The sequence below is a fragment of the Polynucleobacter necessarius genome, from assembly GCF_900095215.1.
Lineage (GTDB): Bacteria > Pseudomonadota > Gammaproteobacteria > Burkholderiales > Burkholderiaceae > Polynucleobacter > Polynucleobacter necessarius_H.
In genome coordinates this window covers 1,275,790-1,294,194 of sequence record NZ_LT606949.1, presented here as the reverse complement: position 1 = coordinate 1,294,194, position 18,405 = coordinate 1,275,790, and the positions used below count along the sequence as shown (strand labels likewise).

The following is an 18,405-nucleotide window of genomic DNA, read 5'->3' as shown; positions in this document are numbered from 1 at the left end:
CGTTTGAGCGTTATCGCCAGGATTATATAACGGACGATGAGTATAGAAAGCTGCAAAACTTCTTGCTTATCATGCCTAAATCTGGAGATGTGATTGCGGGGACCGGAGGATTGCGGAAGTTAAGGTTTGGCGATTCAAATAGAGGTAAAGGCAAGCGAGGTGGGCTGCGAATTATCTACTATTGGTATGAAATGAAATTGCAGTTTTGGTTGTTTACATTATTCAATACCAATGCCTGGTCCTTGCATATCCGCGATGCACATTCACCGATGTGTTTCACCAACGGCAAAGGCGCAACCAAGGAAAGTGCGCTGGCATCAGCCCTGGGAGAGTACATAGAGCGTCTTAGTAATAACCACTTTTATGCTGGCGCTTACTGGGGGGAGGAGATTGCCAATGCGCCGTTTGTGCACTATCCCAGCGAAAAGTGGTTCAAGGCTGGACCAAAAGATGCATTACCGTCTGAAATTTTGGATGAGTACTGTTTAAAGATTTACAACCCGGATGGCGAGTTGCGCGCATCGCATTTGGTGGATACCAATTCTGGGAATCAGCAACGCGGCATTTGTTCTTTGCCGTACGTTCGTCAATCCGATGGCAAGACAATTTATTTTCCGTCGAATTTGATTGAAAACTTATTTTTGAGCAATGGCATGAGTGCTGGTAATACGCTCGCCGAAGCTTAAGTGCAATGTTTGTCGGAAATTTTTGAGAGAGCGGTTAAGCGAGAAATTATTGAAGGTGAAATCGCTTTGCCAGATGTCCCAAAGGAAGTGTTGGCACGATACCCTGGAATTTGGGCAGGCATGCAGAACCTAGAAGAGTAAGGCTTTCCAGTATTGGTGAAGGATGCATCGCTTGGCGGCATCTATCCAGTGATGTGCGTTACCTTAATGAATCCACGCACAGGCGGGGTCTTTGCTTCATTCGGTGCGCATCCCAGCTTAGAGGTAGCGTTAGAGCGTAGTCTGACTGAACTATTGTAGTGGCGGCGCAGCCTAGAGGGTCTGAATGATTTACCCCAGCCCACCTTTACAAGCGAAGCGGTAATCGAACCCAATAACTTCGTTGAGCACTTTATCGACTTCAGTAGCATCGTGTCATGGCGCGTCTTCAGCGCTAAATCGAATGATGAATTTGTAGATTGGGATTTTTCAGGCAAAGGTAAAGACTCAAATGCCGAAGAGGTCGATACTCTATTTGGCATCCTGAAAGAGATGGGTAAGGAAGTATATGTGGTGGTATATGACGAATTGGGCGCTACTGCCTGTCGAATCTTAGTGCCTGGATATTCTGAGGTTTACCCAGTGGAAGACCTCATTTGGGATAACACCAATAAGGAATTGTTATTTCGAAACGATATTCTCGGGTTATCAGAATTAGATGATGCCGGCTTAATGTCTTTACTCGATCGTCTGGAGAATAACGAGCTCGATGAGTATGGGGATATCGCTACGCTGATTGGGATTGAATTTAATGAGAATACTGTCTGTGGCCAACTCACGGTGCTCGAGTTGAAGTTGCTAATCAATCTCGCCCTGCAACGCTTTGAAGAGGCGCATGATTTAGTGGGGGGCTTTCCTGCAGTACAACGACAATACTGTCGAACGCAAGTTGTTTTATCAAGTCTTGAATGCGGCCCTCGAAGTGATGCTCGATGAAGCGTTGGAGATGGCGGATTACGCATTGCACTTCCGCCGCATGTTTGGCGATGCCAGAATGGATGCCGTGATGGGTTCTATCGACGGTAGCGTGCGTTTTTATGGGCTAACGCCCACTGGTTTGAGCTTAGAGGGCCTGGATAGACACCAGCGCCTATTGGATAGCTATAAGAAACTACATCAGGCGCGAGCTAGTAAGATATCTTGAAATGATTCAGTAGACATAAATGCTAAAAAGTTAAAGGGTAAGTGATGAAGGCATTAACTCCAGCCGAGGCAATTACATCCCGCATGTCTGTGCGGGCATTTACAAAATAGGCGGCCTCTAAAGAGATCATCATCAAGTGACTGAATATAGCTGCACGCGCACCTTCCGGCACTAATACTCAACCTTGGAAAGCATATGTTGTAGAAGGCGACGCACTTAAAGAGTTATGCAAAAAAGTTTGCGCTGTATATGACGGCATTGCTGCCAATCCAGAGCTGGCTAAAGAGTATCAGCCAGCCTATGAGTATTACCCTGCGAAATGGTTCAGTCCTTACATCGATAGACGTCGTGAAAAGGGTTTGGGTTTATATGGTCTACTCGGAATCACCAAAGGCGACAAAGAGAAGATGCATGCTCAGCATCGCAAAAACTTTGAGGCGTTTTGTGCTCCGGTGTGTCTGTTGTTTACGATCGACAAAGAGTTGGGTAGAGGCTCTATGTTGGACTATGGAATGTTTTTGCAGAACATCATGGTCGCTGCTAGAGGCGAGGGCTTGGATACTTGCCCGCAAGCAGCCTGGAATGATTATGCAAAGATCATCCTGCCTTCTATTGGTGCAAAAGAGAATGAAATGTTGGTATGCGGTATGGCGCTAGGTTATGCCGATAAAGCTGACATTGTGAACACCTTTATTACCCCTAGAGTGAATGCCGAGGACTTTACCGCCTGGGTAAAGTGAGCCGTTTTGGCTGGGTAATTTAGACTGATTTTTAGGAAATCTCAGCTTTTTTAGAGGCATCTCCAATGATAGGGATACTGGCTAAGCCCTTGAAAAACCTCATTTAAACGCTTGAAATGATGGTGACTAAAAAATATGTTGCTTTGCAACAAAAATATCTTGCATTTGGAAAATGGGACGCTTAAAATGGTGCGTCGCAATAAACAACCCATTTACTTAAAGTTAGAATAAATCATGTTTCAAACTCAATTAAATGACCAATTCGCAGCTGCACGAGCTAAAGCTATCGCAAACGCTAAACATTTGGCACAAGTTGCTGTTGAAAGCGCTCAAGAATGAGCTGAAATCAACCAAGCTGCCGCTAAAGATGCTTTAGTTGTTGCTCAAGATGCAAGCTCACAATTGTTGGCAATCAAAGACGCACAACAGTTGGCTAAATTGGCTCAGCCAGAAGCTGCTCAAGAAGCCGCTAAATACGCTGCTGCTTACCAAGCTAAAGTAAACAAAGTAGTGCGTACCGGTAACAAAGAAGTTGCTCAAGTAGTTGACGCTTCTATTGATGACGCGCGTGCTGACTTGGTGAAGTTTGTTAAAGAAGCTACTAAACAAGCTCCTGCTGGTTCTGAGGCTTTTGTTTCTGCATTCAAAACTGCATTTGAGTCTTCACTCCAACAGTGCGACCAAGTTCGTGCAACTGCAACTGACGCATTTGCTAACTTTGAAAAGAACGTTGATGCTGCTTTGGCAAACATTCAAGGTTAATACGCTGTTGCTAAGCCAGCTGCAAAAAGCCGTAAAGCTGCTTAATTGACTGCTTAAATTAGCTAGTTAGTTTTACCGTTTCAGTAAAAGCCACCCTCGGGTGGCTTTTATTTTTCCTGAGATACGCTTTTTGGGTTGACCTTTTAGTTGGATTTGTAAACGACCCTTCCGCCAACAACAGTCATAGATGCTTTGACATCTTTGAGAGAGTGTTTTGGAATGGTAAAAATATTGTCAGAGAGTACGGCCATATCAGCATATTTGCCAACTTCAATGCTGCCTGTAACTTTGTCTTCGCCAACTGCTTTAGCTGGCCAGATGGCCCATATTCTGATGGCATCGCGAACCCTGATAGCTTCTTGATGCTCAAAGATGCCCATATCGGATTGTCTTGTCACGGTTGCATAAATTGCTTTGAAGGGGTCGATATTGCCAAGGTAGATGCCTGTCATATCAGTGCTTGCTGCAGGCTCAAGTCCAGCGCGAATCATGGTTTTAAATTGATAACCAGTTTTTGCTCTTGCTGTACCCATGTTTTCATAATCGGCACTGACCAATTCAAGTAACCAGATGGGTTGTGATGAGAGGTGAAAATTATTCTTCTTAAGAGCTACACCGCGCTTCAATTGTGCTGGCGTTAGCTGAAACATGCCAAAGTGTTCAATGCGTTTGATAGTGTTGCTGGTTTGAGTCTTGCTAAGAGATTCATAGGCGTTGAGCCCAATATCCGCTTCGGCATCGCCGGAGCAATGCAGCATGCTGATCTTCTGATTTTTATTTGCTAAGGCGGAAAACCGATTTGCCAAAGTTTGATTGGTAACCAAAGTGCCTTTGCCACCAGGTGGGTCTGTATCTTGAATACCTACATAAGGTTCATACATGAAGCCTGTTCTGCAATCATTCTCACCATCCACCCATGCCTTGATGGCGGCAAAGCGATAGTAAGCTGGATTGGCTTTCGCGGGCATCCTCAAAGACGCTTAAATCTTTCGGCATGCCTTCACCATTGGGCTCAGCCCATACGGAAGCGGTGTATCGAATATTGGGCGTCGGTGTGCTTACTGAAACGCTTTGCATTACCGGTATGGCGGCAGCGGGCGTGATCGCCATGACGGAAGTAAAGCCGTAGGAGTTCCAGAACTTGGCGATATCGGTTGCGTAGTAGCGGGCGATTTCTGGTGGGGTAGGGCTGCCAGGAATGTCACCCATGCCGTCAGCGATGACACCATTAGGTTCGCCATCTTTATCGGCGAGTACCCCAGCACCATGACGTAGTTTTGTTACCCCTTTTTTTAATTCCCATTTTGGCAAGCGCAGCGCTATGGGCAATCGCCATATGCGCACCATTGGCCATAATGGCTGTGTTGTTCGGTGCAACTTGGTCTAATTCTGCTTTGGTAGGAAGACGTTTCTCGGCAAACTTATTTTCACTGGCCGAAACTCCGGCTACATAAATCCATTGGTCTTTAGATGTTGCTTTCACCCGTTCGGCAATATTGAGTAAAGCCTGCTTTACCGAATTGGTTCCAGGATAGCGAGCATCTACCCACACTTCTTTTAGCCAGCTTGTCTCCATAGGGTGGGTATGCGCATCCACAAAGCCGGGAACTGTCAGCTGCTGCTTTAAGTCAATAACCTGAGTATTAGGACCTATATACGATTTGATTTTTTGATCCGAGACAATCGCAAGAAAAGTTTCATTTTTGATAGCGACGGCATTCACTCTAGGCTGTTTTGCATTCAGAGTTTCAATCTGCCCATTCATAAAGACAACGTCCGCTGATTCGACCGCTTGAGTGAGCGGGCTAAAGCAGTGAAGTGCGCCAAAGAGGCTAAGAAGAACTGCTTTGTATAGGTTATTCATAGATCGCCCCTAGGTTCTATTAAATAAGGAGTCAACAATGTACTGATTTAATCAGTATCGTATATCTCAGGTTTGATATAGGATCAACCTTAATGTGGTGAATGTGAAATTCACCCTTCAAAAGCGAATTGGCTAATAAAAACGTCAACTGCTTGGTTGGCTTTTAGGAAGAGTTAGATGCTTCTTGATCCAGCTAATGAAGCTTTCCTTGGGTCTTCCCACTTTTTTCAAATTGACCAGCCAGTCCTCATCCGCCTTGCGATAGCCTAGTGGCAACATGACAACGCTACGCAAACCTTGGGCTTTGAGATTCAGAATCTCATCCAACGCTGCCGGATCAAAGCCTTCCATTGGGGTGCAGTCTACTGGCTCATAGGCGGCTGCGATTAGCGCAGTACCTAAACCGATATAAGCTTGTTTCGCAGCATGGTTGTAATTGGTTTCAGCATCTCTAACCGTATAGCCAGTAAGTAACTTTTGACGATAGATATCACCAGCTTCGCTCTTAAAGTTGCGCAGCTTCTCGGTCATATCAAAGGATTGGTTAATGCGATCCGCCGTATAGGTATCCCAAGCGGCAGAAACAAGTAAATGGGAGGCATCTATTATTTGCGTTTGGTCCCAAGAGATGGCCTTAATCTTTTCGTGGATGGCTTTGTTGGTGATAACCAATACTTCGTATGGCTGCAATCCACTAGAGCTAGCAGTCAGGCGAATGGCTTCCAGAATTTGCTCTATTTTTTTCCAGTGGTACGGACTTTGTGGGGTTCATCTTTTTGGTTGCGTAACGCCACTGTAGTTTGTCAATTAAACTCATTCAGATTCCTCTAGATTTGGTGAATACATAAAGATAGTTCAGTGTAATTTATAACGGGTCTTCGCGCTAAACGAGCTAATATGTAGGCATTCCAGTTAAAAAGACGAGAACATGAATCAGATTGAAATTATTCGTGGTGTCAGTGATGTGATGGATGCCCTTGGGGGTTGCGGTGGTCTCCATCGGTGTTTTTTTGGGGTCTCATCTGGTTTTGCAAAAGGTTTGATAACCCAGATCGCTGATATTGCCTATAAGACTTTTCGCATCCAAAGTGTTCGCTGTCTTATTTTGGGCCTTGAAGTGCTGGTAGCGGGGGACGTGATTCGGACAGTGGCCATGAGTCTAACATTAACTAGTGTTGCGGTGTTAGGCGCTATCGTTGTAAGGAACTACTGTTAAAACTCCGATGCCAATAATTGATCGTAAATATGGGCTTTACTTATTGAGCTGTGTCTGCGGTTGGGTTGATGCCACCTGTTTTGTCGGTTTGCATCGCGTTTTTGCTGCAATGATGAGTGGCAACTTGCTGATGTTTGCAATTGCGCTGGCAAATGGAGAACCGATTGCGCAAGGATTTAAATACATTCGAGCATTGGGTGGTTTTACGGTCGGTATTATTTTAGCTTCTCGTTTGATGCGCGTTTTTGGAGAAGGCAAAAAATCACTCAAAGCATTTTGGCTTGTCTGGTTTTTGTTGGCTTTGGCAGTTGCTCTTTCCTTGTGGCGTGAGCCAGAAAGCCATGCCCTGCTGAAGGATATGTTGGTTAATCTGCTCTCAATGGCGATGGGCGCTATGGCTAGCATCGTTAGAATACATGAGGTTCCTGATCTAGCAACCAATGTATTTACTGGAACTTATACTTCCCTCATTGCAGAATCATCCCTGGCTGGTGCGAAGAGTGATCGATGGTTAAGCAGAATTATGAGCATCTTCTTATTTATTGTTACTGGCGCGATTGGTGGATACCTTGCAAATATTCATTCCGTGTGGTCACTCGGTTTAGCGTTGCTTATGATGTCGATCGCAATGCTGGTTTTTTATAGTTCTGCACAAGAACGTATGCCTGCATAATAGATGAGGTGTAATTAGCAGGCAGGGAGTCGGAAGACTCCTTTTGTTTTACTGCTGATCTCGCTGAATATCTAATTAGGCGGGAGCTGCTTCTACTGGCTCGGTAACGGATGAGCGAATCAAATAATCAAATGCTCCAAGCGATGCTTTGGCTCCCTCGCCCATTGCAATGATGATTTGCGTGTAGGGAACGGTAGTGCAATCTCCTGCCGAAAATACACCAGGCAAAGAAGTTTCACCCTTGGCATCCACAATGACTTCGCCATGCTTGGATAAATCAATCGCGCCTTTGAGCCAATCTGTATTTGGCAATAAACCAATTTGCACCAAGATGCCTTCTAGCTTAAGGGTGTGCTCGGTATTGTTGATGCGATCTTTCGTGCCGCATAAATCGCAGCTGCGGCACCAGCAGGTCCACCACCAATCACTAATACGTCATATGGATCTTTAGCAGAAAGTTGCGCTGCCTCTTCTTTAGGGCTAGCTGTATCTAGCTTGGCCACAATCTCTTCCACGGTCATGCGGCCTTGCCCAAATACTTCGCCATTGAGGATGACAGTTGGAACGGCCATGATTTGGAATTGATCGACTACGCTTGGATAAAGGGCGCCGTCAATCATTTCATGAGTAATATTTGGGTTGAGAGCCGCCATCAGATTGAGTGCTTGTACAACATCAGGGCAGTTATGGCACGACAAAGCAATAAATGTCTGGAAGTGGTGTTTACCCTCTAATTTGGTGATGCGCTCAATCACCTCTTGCTCAACTTTTGCTGGGTAACCACTCGATTGCAAAATGGCCAAGATGAAGGAGGTCAGCTCATGACCCATTGGTAAGTCGGCAAACATAATGCGGGCCTCCTGATCAACTTTGCTAACGGTAAAGCTAGGAATGTGTTCAGCCTTACCATCTATTTTACCAGTAATCTTGTCAGACTGTTCAGCTACTTCACGCAAGAGTTCGAGCATCCGCTGAGAGCTCTCGCCTTCATCTACGCTAGCGACGAGAACGATCGGGCTAACAATCTTTTCGAAGTAAACCTTGAATTGAGATTTGATATTGGTATCGAGCATGATGTATTTCTGGAGTATTTTTTAGGTGAGTCTATTGGGCAGGATCTGGTCCTCTCCAATAGACTCTCTTAAAAAGAGAGTCTATGGACTAGCTATTTAACTTAGCGACTTAGATCTTGCCTACGAGATCCAGAGAAGGGGTTAATGTTGCTGCGCCTTCTTTCCACTTCGCTGGGCAAACTTCGCCTGGGTGTGCGGCTGTGTACTGAGCGGCTTTCAACTTGCGCAATGTTTCAGATACATCACGAGCGATTTCATTGGAGTGAATTTCTGCTGTCTTGATGATGCCCTCTGGATTGATGATGAATGTGCCGCGCAATGCCAAGCCTGCTTCAGGGATGTGCACGCCAAAAGCGTTTGTCAATGTGTGTGTTGGGTCGCCAACGAGTGGGAATTTGGCTTTACCAACAGCAGGAGAAGTCTCGTGCCAAACTTTGTGTGAGAAGTGAGTATCAGTTGTCACGATATACACTTCAGCGCCTAATTTTTGGAATTCAGCATAGTTCTCTGCCGCGTCTTCAATTTCAGTTGGGCAGTTAAAAGTAAATGCTGCTGGCATGAAAATGAGAACTGACCAATGGCCCTTGAGGGTTTCATCAGTAACAGTGACAAACGTGCCGTTATGGAAAGCTTCAGTTTTGAATGGTTGAACTGCGGTATTGACAATGGACATACTGTGCTCCTTGTTTTGGTTAATCAATGTATTGGGTAACGAATACATGGGTGAATTTTGAACCTGAGTTGATTATTTGTCTAATGAATAAATTTGATATTTGTAATCTAATTTATAGATAACTGATCATTTGCCAAATCTAAGGCTGAAATTGCCATTTAGATTGAATTTTTAAGGCCATATATGCCTATAGGATCTTCGGATGCATTAAAGCTATATAAGTGTCTCTGTTTGAAAAATAATCGCTGTAAATATCATTTATGAGCGATGCCGCCTTATATGAAATTTCTTTTATCACTCCTCATTAGTCTTTTTGTATCAGCAAGCTACGCTGAGGATTTGTTGGGTCCGATGTTAAAGTTTGACAATGATTCTCAGCAATTAACTAACAGCAAGGTATTGAAATTTTTTGGTTATCACAATTACGATGGTAATGACAATTATCAAAATATTTTGAGGTTGCGGTATTACAACCCTCTTGAAGTGGGTGAGTGGCGTGGACGTATTCGTCTAGATACTTCTTATGCGTCTAATTACAACTCTATTTCATCTGCGAATAATGCTGGGCAGTACAGTGCCGGCAACACCTTGATCACCATCTGGGGGGCAAAACAGAACTTTTTTTACAGTCCTTGAATGTCTTGGTGGGCGGTTGTGTGATATTTCCATTTGGTAATAATGGGCAGTGGGCGATTGGCCCGCAATTAGGGTGGTCTTTTATCCAGGAAGTCGATAGCCTCCTTCATGTGACGGACTTCTCGCCTTTAATGCGCTATATGTATGGTTTTGAAGGCAAAAATAATAGTCCCAACGTTAATCCTAGTCAGCCACCATTAATGAGAACTTTGCAGTTATTCCCCACGCTTGGTTTGCAATTGTCCCCAAGTACGATGCTGCGTTTTTGGGATGAAAACGGCATGGTTTATAACTCTCCGGGCGGGGGATGGTTTGTGCCGATTGATGCTATTGTGACCCATCGCTTCGCTAAGCAATGGGTTTTTGCGGTTGGTGCCAGCAAACAAGTGGTGCAAACCTATCGTCAATATGATTGGTCAACATATGCAAAGATATCATTCAATTTTTAGCGTTTAAGCCCAGCCTAATTGGCTCTACAGTCTATCATGACTACCAAAATTAGTATTAAATTATTTACCTCCAACTTTGTCCCAAAAGAGCTTTTATGAATAAAAAATCTGGCAGCATTTTTATTCTGTCTCAGCAGTTTTTGCCACCTTGAACTTAGCTCATGCTGATTAAGGTCTCTCGCCCCTTCCAAAAATTGCGGATGAATGGCGCTTTGAAGTAACTCCGTATTTTGGGGGTACGGCATTTCCTCCGCGCTCTTTATAACGATCGCTATCTCAATACAGCAAAGCTCTCTACTAGCAATGTGTTGGGCGACTTAAAGTCAGGTCGCATGATTGCTGCAGAAGCGCATTACGGCAACTGGGGCATTATGGGTGATCCCGTTCTGCGACTTTGCCAACTACTGGCAATACCACTCTCACTGTACCAACGCAGGCAGGAGCTATACCAGCTAGTTTGGCACATAAAGTAACCATGCAACAAAATATTATTACTGGAGTACCTATACTGTTCTCAATAATCAGAATGTTTATGTAGATGGTGTGGTTGGAGTAAGAGGAATTTCTGCAACTGCTACGCTCGCGCTTACCGTGTCTGCGGATGGAATCTCTAAAAGCGTGGTCGACTCTAAAACTATTGCCACCCTTGATCCGATTGGTGGTTTTAAAGGTCGCTACCGTATCGCTGACTCTACTTGGTACATTCCTTTTGATGCTGATATCGGCGGCGGTGGTGGCACACCCAACATGACTTGGCAGGGCGTTCTTGATGTAGGAAAAACTTTTGAAAAGTGGGTTGATATATCTCTTGCTTATCGAATGATGTATTACGACATGAATGGCGATAGCCTTTTGCAAAAAACCACGTTTAAAGGCCCGCAGCTGGGTGCAACATTTAAATTCTAATAATTAATAAGTTTATTTTATGACTCAGATTTTCAAAACGATAAGTATTCTTTTTGCGGCAAGCTTTATTGCATCCGTAGCTAGCGCCCAAGAAATTCCAGCGCGCGCGGGAATCATTGCAGCTGAAAATTCTGGAGCATTAGCTGCGCCTAAACCAGCGGTCGATAAAGTTGACATTGCAAAGAAGTTGGCTCATCCGATTGCCAATATGATTTCTGTACCGCTGCAATACGAATTCAATCGTGGTGTCGGTCTTAATCAAGGTGGCTCTGAGCAAACCCTCTTAGTTCAGCCAGTGATGCCATTTAATTTAGGTGGTGGCGATACGTTTTTTTGTGCGTCCGATTGTGGCGGGCGTGCGAGAGACGAGTGTTCAATATGCGCCAGGTCAGGCTTTTTCAGGCTATGGCATTGCCAGTGTGACCCTATGGTCCTTTTATGCGCCCAATACGAATTCTTCTTGGATTTGGGGTGTTGGCCCATATGCGGTATCTCCATCGGGTAATAGCGGTAAGTTTGGCTCCCAGCAGACTGGCGCTGGCGTAACAGCAGTTATACTCAATCGCGATGGACCATGGACTTATGGATTGCTTGGCTACCAGTCATGGAATATGGGTGGTAACCCAGCCTTTGGTACGCAAAATAATTTGTACGGACAGCCATTTGTGGCATATACCACCAAGGATGCTTGGACGTTTACAGACAATATGGAGGGGCAATATAACTACGATTCACATCGCACCTCTAATCCTTTGTATGTGTGAACCTCTAACTTGGTTGTAATTGATGGCGTGCCGCTTTCCTTTGGGGCGGGTCCAATCTATTACGTGAGCAACACCCCAGGTGGTCCATCCGGTTGGGGCGCTCGAGCAACAGTGACACTGGTTGTGCTGAAGTAATGCCGTATTGCTAACGCAGTGGAATTTAAAAAGCCAACCTTCGGGTTGGCTTTTGTTTGATGGCGATTGCTTTTTGACTGTTCATTAACAGGAGATTTAATTTAAAGCCACTACCCATGAAATGAGATTGATCGCTAGAGCAAGTAAAGAAGCGTTGAATGCAAAAGCAGTCATGCCCTGAATCATGACTAGGAGGCGAATTCTGGAGCTGGCGATATTGATGTCCCCGGTTTGGCAAGTCATGCCGATCACCATTGATAAGTAAAGAAAATCCACATAAGTGGGCTTTAATTTAGAGGCAAAGAGTAATGGTGCGTCTTTATTCTTTTCAAATTCTTGGTAGTAGACATTTGCATAGTGCAGGGCAAAGGCTGTGTGAACGTAAAGCCAAGAAATGACATAGGTTGCTAAAACCAGCCCAACATGACGTATGGCCAGATTGGTCGGGAGTGCTTTGATGCCCGAAAGAATGATCACGATCGTTACCAAACTGGCCACCGATGCCAGCACGATGATGAGCAAAATCATTGCTGCGCCAGCATCCTCTTTTTTGGAGAGTTGGAAGATGTTTTCTTGTGTGGAGAAATACATCATGATGTAGGTTGGGGTCCAATAAAGACTGCCTGCGAGCACCCAAGATAGGGCCAGGCGGACAGTTGGGCTCAGTTCTGCCGGCAACAGGAAATACGACCCAATTCCAGTTATGGCGACTATCAGCAGTCTATGGGTAGCACCTATCTGATGCCAATATTGTGTCCAGAGAGATACGTTCATGGTGGCTCTAGTATGCACTTAATATGGAGGCCATTATCCGGGCTGTACTAATCCTCCAAAAGAGGTCTCTGGAGGAGGTTCTCGGTAAATAGAAAAGGATTTTAGATTGCGCTCAAACAATAGAACTTGGAGTGTAGTTGCGGGTGTGCTGATTGTTTTAGCCGCCTGTGTTTTGTCTTATGTGCTTACAAAACCTGCCGAGGCCGATGCGTCGATACCTGTGGATGGCTTCAGCGGGTATGTAGTTAGGAATGCTTACTCTTTTAGCGCACACAATCCTTTAAAGGAAAAAATATGAATCAACACATGCTCAAAATAGTCGCCGCTTCTTCAGTAGCGGCTTCATTAACATTTGCGCCAATGGTGAGCAATGCCTGTACTAGCTTCTTATTAAAAGAAAGTGATGGCGGTTTTGTTTATGGCCGCACTATGGAGTTTGGTTGACCGCTGAATTCACAAATCACAGTCATTCCAAGAAACTTACCGATGCCTGGTGTTGGTGTGGATGGTAAGCCTGGGACAGGCCTCAATTGGACAACTAAGTATGCCGTTGCCGGCATGAATGGTTTGGGCATGCCAGTTCTGGTAGATGGCATGAATGAAAAGGTCTAGTTGGCGGTGTATTAAATGCACCTAATACGGCGGTATATCAGGCTGTTAGCCCCGCTGATTCTGCGAGCAGCATTGCTTCCATTCAGATGTTGATTTATGCCTTAACCAACTTCGCCACTGTGGATGAAGTAAAGGCTGGCTTTCAGAAAATCAAGGTAAATCGTTCCGTTATTCCGGCATATCGCAATCAAACTGCCGCAGTGCATATGACACTGCATGATGCGAATGGCAAGAGCATTGTGGTTGAATATCTCAAGGGCGAATTGGTGATCACTGACAATCCTGTTGGTGTCTTGACGAATGATCCAGCATTTAGTGATCAGCTCAATAACATTGGTAACTATGCAAATTTGACCAATGTGAAAAAAATTCACCAGTGATTAATGGTGTTACTTATGTGTCACCAAGTTCAGGCAGTGGTTTACATGGTCTGCCAGGGGATTACTTGAGTCCAAGCCGCTTCATGCGCGCTTTATTTCTTAGTAAATCGGTTCCAACTGCCTATCCAACAACTCAACAGGTGAATACTGCTTGGCACATCCTGGGAAGTTTTGATATTCCTCCTGGCGCCATCAGCTTGCCGGCCACGACCTCTTATGGTTGGCGGCGCAGGTGGTATTGAAATTACCGAGTGGTCTGTTGTGGCTGATAACAAAAGCATGACCTACAACGTGAAAATGTTTGAGACCACCAATATTTACACTTTTGATTTGAAAACGATCGATGTCAATGCCAAAGAGATCAAATACATCACATTGGACAAACCCCTCTCTACGATAGCTGTTAACTAACACACATGATGAAATTTGCCTCAATTACAAAATTAGTTGCTGCAAGCTTAACTGCAGCGATTTTTCTATCTGGTTGCCAAGCAACCGATCAGGATGGTAAGCCGCTCACTCCTGCGGAAATCATCCAAAAGCGAGATGCTACGTTGCAGAGATCGAAGACCAGCCTTGCCGCTTTCATAAAGCAAAAGCCTTCAGTTCAAAAAGAAATGGATGAGGCGGCTGGTTACGCAGTCTTTACTACTACCAATGTGAATATTGTGTTGTTGGTGGTGGCGCGTGGTGAAGGTGTATTGTTCGACAAACGTCGTAAAGATCCTAATTTTTATGCAGGCGCTTAAAACTGGCGAGGGTCTAGGGGCTGGCTATCAGGATCAGTATCAAGTGGCGATTTTCAAGACGCCTGGCGCGATTGATCAGTTTTTATTGACTTCAATTGATGGTCAGCGTGGCGGTATCGACGTGGATGCTAATTTCTCGTCTGGATCCGGCGGCACTCTCTATTTAGTTGATCAACAACTCAATAATGCGGCCACCTTAAATAGCCTTCCTAAAAAGAAATCTGATTCGAAATAAAGCTTTATTCCGGATTGTTTTTAAACCCAGGTTAGTGATACTCGGGGTTTTTCTTTAGGCGGTTAGATTATCTACTGGTATTCCTCTATAGAAACCCGCCTATAGGAGAGTAGATTGGTAGATGACTTTACTACCTGCCTGAAAGGTTGATATGAGCAAGAAACCATTTGATATGAAAGCGACGCCAGGACAACAAAGCGCCATCGATGCGACTAAGGCTGCTGGGCGTGTAGCGATGGAAAGCGCTCAAGCAATCGCGCAAATTAATCAACAGGCTGTACAAGAGTTGGCGGGAATGATTCAAAAAAGAGTGTCTGAGCTGATGAAAACCCAAGATCCTAAAGCCGCTTTTGAGTGCGTGCATGCTGAGGTGCTACAAGATGCGGCCAAAGAAGTGATGCAATATCACAATCAATTGCTGCAAGTGCTTAAGAGTGGCAACAAGGAACTTGCTGATATTGCGGAGACCATGATTCAGGAGTCCAAGGTGGATCTCATTCATTTTGTGAATGATGCGACAGATAATGCGCCAATTGGTAGTGAGGCTTATGTGTCTGTCTTTAAAACCTCATTTAATAATGCCTTACAAAACTTTGAGTTAATACGTGCTGCAATGGCTGAATCATTCACTAATTTTGAGAAGAGCGTTGAGAACGTCATCAACCTTTCTAGCCCAAAAAGTTCTTCTAAAAAGAAGAGCTGAAGTTTTTGGCTGCGGCTGAAAGACTGCGTTTAATATTTTTTCTGAAATTGCAGGGCGGTTTTGATGGTCTGGAAATGAATCTCCACAGTGGATTCAATTTCTTTGCCATAACCGCCCGCCATCGAGCATGCGATGGGCAGTTGGCGGTCTAGGGCGTATTGAAAAACTAGCTCATCTCGCTGACGCATCCCGTCCTGACTAATCTTTAGCCTGCCCAAGCGATCGCCCTCATGAGGATCTGCGCCTGCTAGGAAGATGATGCAATCGGCTTTGAAGCGGGTATCCAGTTGGTCTAGGCATTCTTCTAAAGAGCGCATGTAGAGTGCATCATCACAGCCATCCACTGGCCCTAAGTCCAAATTGCTGTGCTCTTTCTTGCATGGAAAATTATTTTCTCCATGAATAGAAAGGGTAAAGATGGAGTCATCATTCTGCAGAATGGCTGCGGTGCCATTGCCTTGATGGACATCTAAAGCAATGATGGCCACTTTTAAAGAGGAGCTGATTTCTTTTTGGAGGGTGCGCGCGGCAATAGCGGAATCATTAAATACACAAAATCCACTACCCATATCGCAATAAGCATGGTGTTTGCCTCCCGCAAGATTGGCTGCGATGCCTGCGTGTAAAGCGGTTTTGGCTGCAGCGACTGTGGCGTCAGCGGAGCGCCGGGAGCGTTCCACCATCTGCGCACTCCATGGGAAACCAATATCCCTTTGCTCGTGTTCTGAAAGTGTTCCATTGATGACTTTGAGGAGGTAGCTTGGATCATGCGTATACAGAATTTGTGTATCTGTGGCAGGGGGTGCTTCAACAAGCTCAATCTCGGCTTGCGTGCCGACCAAATCCCGTAGGCGTGAATATTTTTCCATGGGGAAGCGATGTCCCGCGGAAAGCGGTAATACAAAATGGTCGGTATAAAACGCTTTCTTTTTTTTCACGCTACTTTTATTTCTTTTATATTTCTCTCGCATATTCCTTAAGAATATTGAGGGGTACTGTTTCAAGTGCTTTGATATGGGTGCTCTCTAATTTAATAAAGGGTGCGCAATTCGCATTGAATGCCTCTACCCAGCGATTAATGCATAAACACCACTGGTCTCCCGCAATCAATCCTGGAAACTGATATGCAGGTCTTGGGGTAATGAGATCATTCCCTTGGTGTAGGCTAAATTCTAAAAAAGCATCCGTCACGATGGCGCACACTAGGTGACTGCCCACATCCTCTTCATTGGTTTTGCAGCAGCCATCCCTAAACAACCCTGTTAGAGGATCGAAGGAGCAGGGTGTGAGGGGCTCTCCAAATACATTGAGCGCGATTTCGTTTTGCATGGCTGCCTTGAAAGTTTGGTATCAGTCAGTGGATTAAATGAGCGATAAATTTGCTCACCCAAAGCAAAACCCTGGAATTTGTGTCACTCTTTCCAAGAGGGTTTATTCAGTAGTTAGGTGGCAGTGCTGAGGCAGGAATTAAAAAGATGCCTCTACTGTATGATAATTTTTTTCTCAATAAAAAATAATTAGGTGACATGTGACAAAAGCTCGAGTTGTTAGTCTGACAGAACTAGGTAGTGCTGACGTAATCAAGGTGATTGATAAAGAATTACCGCTACCAGCAAGAGGTGAAGTGCAAATTCGTCAAACCGCTATTGGATTCAATTTCATTGATGTGTATCAGCGCTCTGGCGTATACCAACTGGAGATGCCTACGGGCCTGAGACATGAGGCTGCTGGCGTTGTGGAGTCTGTGGGCGAAGGTGTTACTGACTTTAAGGTGGGCGCACGTTGTGTATATGAACGCCGGTATTGGCACATATGCCAGCGTTCGTAATGTTGCAGCTGATAAATTGGTGTTGATTCCTAACGGCATTTCGGATGAAGTGGCTGCCGCCGTTTTCTTTAAAGCGATGACTGCGCAATATCTTGTTCAGAAAACTTACAAGGTAAAAGCGGGCGATGTGGTGCTTGTGCACGCAGCTGCTGGTGGCGTTGGTCAAATTTTGGCTGGTTGGGCAAAAGCGTTGGGCGCCTTTGTGGTTGGTACTGTTGGCTCCCATGCGCAGTTCGCTGCCGCCAAGGAGGCTGGTTGCGATGCGGTGGTGGATTACTCACAGCCAAACTGGGTTGAAGAAGTGATTAAGGCAACTGGCGGTAAAAAAGCAAATGTGGTTTATGACTCCGTTGCGAAAACCACCTTCTTAGGTTCTTTAGATTGCACTGCTCCATTTGTAACCGTTGCCCTATTTGGCTCCGCTTCAGGTCCAGCCCCAGAGATTCAGCCGGAAATCAAGAAGGGCTGTTTATTCTTAACAAGACCGTCAGTGTTTCCAAATAACGCAACTGCGGCCCTGTTGAAAGAAAATGCCCAGGCGGTATTCGATGCGATTGCTAAAGGCCATGTCAAAGTGTAGATCGGCGCGAAGTTTTCATTGGCGCAAGCTGCCGATGCCCATCGTGCTGCTGAGGGTAGAAAAGTCTCCGGCGCTATTGTGATGACTCCTTAAGTCGTCAGCGTTTAGTTTTAGGAAAGCCCCGCGTTGCCGGGGCTTTTTTCTGGCCCAATCAGTCGTAAGATAGAAGTATGAAAGCGCTTCTCACAATCATCATCTCTGTTCAGCTGCTCTTAGCGACTTCTTGGGCCTTAGCGCACATTCCAGATACGCAGCATTCAAAAGGTGTTTCCTATATCACTGGTGGCGTAGGTGAGGGTGAATCAACCGCGATTTTGGCTGAAGCAAAACAGTGGCCGCTATTGTTGGAGCTATCGCAAATTCAGAATGGCAGATGTGTTTGGATCTTTGGTGCAAGTATCAAAATCATGGGCTCAACGAAACAAGTGATTTTTGATGCTCAGGCGGAGAGACCATATATGTTGGTTAATCTCGTGCCGGGCGACTATACGCTTGAAGCAAGCTATGAAAGTGTAGTGCAAAAACGATCTATATCCATTAAGTCTGACTCATCACAAACGTTATCGGTTTTCTGGAAATAAGATCCTGAAAATGACGCATTGCGTCATATGCTTTAACTCTCAACTTGGTCTATAGTGCTCTAATAAATACCATTATTCTGAGACGCCATCATGAAGAGTTTTGCAACTAAAGATGCATTGACTACATTGTTGGCTGTCGCATTTGTTTCGACATCATCGTTTGCTATCGCCCAAAATCCCGCACAAAAGTCCGCAGGGAAAAA

General features: G+C 45.1%; 24 protein-coding genes and 5 pseudogenes. 20 read left to right on the top strand and 9 right to left on the bottom strand.

What is annotated here, in order from left to right:
* Window positions 1-230: 230 nt before the first annotated feature.
* The 3 genes and pseudogenes from DXE35_RS07095 to DXE35_RS07085 form a co-directional block, all read left to right on the top strand.
* A pseudogene (locus tag DXE35_RS07095) lies at window positions 231-1,869 on the top strand (OsmC domain/YcaO domain-containing protein); the annotation flags it as partial.
* Window positions 1,870-1,952: 83 nt separating this feature from the next.
* Window positions 1,953-2,609: pseudogene (locus DXE35_RS07090) on the top strand (nitroreductase).
* Window positions 2,610-3,011: 402 nt separating this feature from the next.
* Window positions 3,012-3,371, top strand: a complete 360-nt coding sequence (locus DXE35_RS07085) for a phasin family protein (RefSeq protein ID WP_231970088.1) — start codon at window positions 3,012-3,014, stop codon at window positions 3,369-3,371.
* Window positions 3,372-3,514: 143 nt separating this feature from the next.
* Here DXE35_RS07085 and DXE35_RS07080 read toward each other — a convergent pair whose 3' ends face one another.
* The 4 genes and pseudogenes from DXE35_RS07080 to DXE35_RS07070 form a co-directional block, all read right to left on the bottom strand.
* Window positions 3,515-4,339 carry an amidohydrolase family protein gene (locus DXE35_RS07080; RefSeq protein WP_114690022.1) on the bottom strand — a complete coding sequence of 275 codons (825 nt, stop codon included), beginning with the start codon at window positions 4,337-4,339 and terminating at the stop codon, window positions 3,515-3,517.
* Window positions 4,275-4,682, bottom strand: a complete 408-nt coding sequence (locus tag DXE35_RS09320) for a hypothetical protein (RefSeq protein WP_162784996.1) — start codon at window positions 4,680-4,682, stop codon at window positions 4,275-4,277. The genes DXE35_RS07080 and DXE35_RS09320 overlap by 65 nt, the downstream gene beginning before the upstream one ends.
* Window positions 4,615-5,235 carry an amidohydrolase family protein gene (locus tag DXE35_RS07075; RefSeq protein ID WP_114690021.1) on the bottom strand — a complete coding sequence of 207 codons (621 nt, stop codon included), beginning with the start codon at window positions 5,233-5,235 and terminating at the stop codon, window positions 4,615-4,617. The genes DXE35_RS09320 and DXE35_RS07075 overlap by 68 nt, the downstream gene beginning before the upstream one ends.
* Window positions 5,236-5,379: 144 nt before the next feature.
* A pseudogene (locus DXE35_RS07070) lies at window positions 5,380-6,052 on the bottom strand (NAD(P)H-dependent oxidoreductase).
* Window positions 6,053-6,163: 111 nt separating this feature from the next.
* Here DXE35_RS07070 and DXE35_RS07065 point away from each other — a divergent pair.
* Both DXE35_RS07065 and DXE35_RS07060 read left to right on the top strand, forming a co-directional pair.
* Window positions 6,164-6,451, top strand: a complete 288-nt coding sequence (locus tag DXE35_RS07065) for a DUF1622 domain-containing protein (RefSeq protein WP_114690020.1) — start codon at window positions 6,164-6,166, stop codon at window positions 6,449-6,451.
* A gap of 7 nt (window positions 6,452-6,458) precedes the next feature.
* Window positions 6,459-7,124 (top strand): YoaK family protein, encoded by a 666-nt coding sequence (locus DXE35_RS07060; RefSeq protein WP_114690019.1) that lies wholly within the window; start codon window positions 6,459-6,461, stop codon window positions 7,122-7,124.
* A gap of 75 nt (window positions 7,125-7,199) precedes the next feature.
* Here the strand turns inward: DXE35_RS07060 and DXE35_RS07055 are convergent.
* Together DXE35_RS07055 and ahpC are read right to left on the bottom strand one after the other, a co-directional pair.
* Window positions 7,200-8,197: pseudogene (locus DXE35_RS07055) on the bottom strand (FAD-dependent oxidoreductase).
* Window positions 8,198-8,306: 109 nt separating this feature from the next.
* Window positions 8,307-8,870 carry an alkyl hydroperoxide reductase subunit C gene (gene ahpC / locus DXE35_RS07050; protein ID WP_114690018.1) on the bottom strand — a complete coding sequence of 188 codons (564 nt, stop codon included), beginning with the start codon at window positions 8,868-8,870 and terminating at the stop codon, window positions 8,307-8,309.
* A 279-nt stretch (window positions 8,871-9,149) separates the two neighbouring features.
* On the opposite strand from ahpC, the gene DXE35_RS07045 reads away from it, so the two are divergent.
* The 4 genes from DXE35_RS07045 (at window position 9,150) to DXE35_RS07025 (ending at window position 11,625) form a co-directional block, all read left to right on the top strand.
* Window positions 9,150-9,506 carry a hypothetical protein gene (locus DXE35_RS07045; protein WP_114690017.1) on the top strand — a complete coding sequence of 119 codons (357 nt, stop codon included), beginning with the start codon at window positions 9,150-9,152 and terminating at the stop codon, window positions 9,504-9,506.
* 140 nt (window positions 9,507-9,646) lie between these two features.
* Window positions 9,647-9,955 carry a hypothetical protein gene (locus DXE35_RS07040; RefSeq protein ID WP_162784995.1) on the top strand — a complete coding sequence of 103 codons (309 nt, stop codon included), beginning with the start codon at window positions 9,647-9,649 and terminating at the stop codon, window positions 9,953-9,955.
* Between the two features lie 543 nt (window positions 9,956-10,498).
* Window positions 10,499-10,861, top strand: coding sequence for a hypothetical protein (locus tag DXE35_RS07030; protein WP_162784994.1), 363 nt, complete (start codon window positions 10,499-10,501; stop codon window positions 10,859-10,861).
* A 317-nt stretch (window positions 10,862-11,178) separates the two neighbouring features.
* A complete protein-coding gene (locus tag DXE35_RS07025) occupies window positions 11,179-11,625 on the top strand; it encodes a hypothetical protein (RefSeq protein WP_114690013.1) in 447 nt (148 codons plus the stop codon).
* Window positions 11,626-11,856: 231 nt separating this feature from the next.
* On the opposite strand, the gene DXE35_RS07020 is transcribed toward DXE35_RS07025, so the two are convergent.
* Window positions 11,857-12,534, bottom strand: a complete 678-nt coding sequence (locus DXE35_RS07020) for a DUF1345 domain-containing protein (protein ID WP_114690012.1) — start codon at window positions 12,532-12,534, stop codon at window positions 11,857-11,859.
* 294 nt (window positions 12,535-12,828) lie between these two features.
* On the opposite strand from DXE35_RS07020, the gene DXE35_RS09315 reads away from it, so the two are divergent.
* The 8 genes and pseudogenes from DXE35_RS09315 to DXE35_RS06995 all read left to right on the top strand — a co-directional run bounded on the left by DXE35_RS09315 (window position 12,829) and on the right by DXE35_RS06995 (window position 15,213).
* Complete coding sequence (locus DXE35_RS09315) at window positions 12,829-12,978, top strand: hypothetical protein (protein ID WP_162784993.1); 150 nt, start codon at window positions 12,829-12,831, stop codon at window positions 12,976-12,978.
* Between the two features lie 42 nt (window positions 12,979-13,020).
* Window positions 13,021-13,146, top strand: a complete 126-nt coding sequence (locus tag DXE35_RS11065; protein ID WP_269459883.1) for a hypothetical protein — start codon at window positions 13,021-13,023, stop codon at window positions 13,144-13,146.
* Window positions 13,147-13,196: 50 nt separating this feature from the next.
* A pseudogene (locus DXE35_RS07015) lies at window positions 13,197-13,526 on the top strand (linear amide C-N hydrolase); the annotation flags it as partial.
* Window positions 13,523-13,768 carry a linear amide C-N hydrolase gene (locus DXE35_RS11440; protein WP_114690010.1) on the top strand — a complete coding sequence of 82 codons (246 nt, stop codon included), beginning with the start codon at window positions 13,523-13,525 and terminating at the stop codon, window positions 13,766-13,768. The pseudogene DXE35_RS07015 and the gene DXE35_RS11440, both read left to right, overlap by 4 nt.
* Entirely contained in the window at window positions 13,743-13,937 is a 195-nt protein-coding gene (locus DXE35_RS07005; RefSeq protein WP_114690009.1) for a hypothetical protein, read from the top strand. The genes DXE35_RS11440 and DXE35_RS07005 overlap by 26 nt, the downstream gene beginning before the upstream one ends.
* A gap of 5 nt (window positions 13,938-13,942) precedes the next feature.
* On the top strand, window positions 13,943-14,275 hold the full coding sequence (locus tag DXE35_RS10720; protein WP_231970086.1) for a lipid-binding SYLF domain-containing protein: 333 nt from the start codon (window positions 13,943-13,945) through the stop codon (window positions 14,273-14,275).
* Window positions 14,262-14,510 (top strand): hypothetical protein, encoded by a 249-nt coding sequence (locus DXE35_RS10715; RefSeq protein ID WP_231970085.1) that lies wholly within the window; start codon window positions 14,262-14,264, stop codon window positions 14,508-14,510. The genes DXE35_RS10720 and DXE35_RS10715 overlap by 14 nt, the downstream gene beginning before the upstream one ends.
* A 151-nt stretch (window positions 14,511-14,661) precedes the next feature.
* Window positions 14,662-15,213 carry a phasin family protein gene (locus DXE35_RS06995; RefSeq protein ID WP_114690008.1) on the top strand — a complete coding sequence of 184 codons (552 nt, stop codon included), beginning with the start codon at window positions 14,662-14,664 and terminating at the stop codon, window positions 15,211-15,213.
* Window positions 15,214-15,242: 29 nt separating this feature from the next.
* Here the strand turns inward: DXE35_RS06995 and DXE35_RS06990 are convergent, their stop codons facing one another.
* Window positions 15,243-16,151 (bottom strand): histone deacetylase family protein, encoded by a 909-nt coding sequence (locus DXE35_RS06990; protein WP_331851941.1) that lies wholly within the window; start codon window positions 16,149-16,151, stop codon window positions 15,243-15,245.
* Between the two features lie 16 nt (window positions 16,152-16,167).
* Window positions 16,168-16,542, bottom strand: a complete 375-nt coding sequence (locus tag DXE35_RS06985; RefSeq protein ID WP_114690006.1) for a DUF2237 family protein — start codon at window positions 16,540-16,542, stop codon at window positions 16,168-16,170.
* A gap of 199 nt (window positions 16,543-16,741) precedes the next feature.
* On the opposite strand from DXE35_RS06985, the gene DXE35_RS11235 reads away from it, so the two are divergent.
* The 3 genes from DXE35_RS11235 to DXE35_RS06975 all read left to right on the top strand — a co-directional run bounded on the left by DXE35_RS11235 (window position 16,742) and on the right by DXE35_RS06975 (window position 18,202).
* Complete coding sequence (locus tag DXE35_RS11235) at window positions 16,742-17,041, top strand: alcohol dehydrogenase catalytic domain-containing protein (protein ID WP_331851940.1); 300 nt, start codon at window positions 16,742-16,744, stop codon at window positions 17,039-17,041.
* Complete coding sequence (locus DXE35_RS11230; protein WP_331851939.1) at window positions 17,004-17,621, top strand: zinc-binding dehydrogenase; 618 nt, start codon at window positions 17,004-17,006, stop codon at window positions 17,619-17,621. The genes DXE35_RS11235 and DXE35_RS11230 overlap by 38 nt, the downstream gene beginning before the upstream one ends.
* 170 nt (window positions 17,622-17,791) lie before the next feature.
* Complete coding sequence (locus DXE35_RS06975) at window positions 17,792-18,202, top strand: carboxypeptidase regulatory-like domain-containing protein (protein ID WP_114690005.1); 411 nt, start codon at window positions 17,792-17,794, stop codon at window positions 18,200-18,202.
* Window positions 18,203-18,405 lie beyond the last annotated feature (203 nt).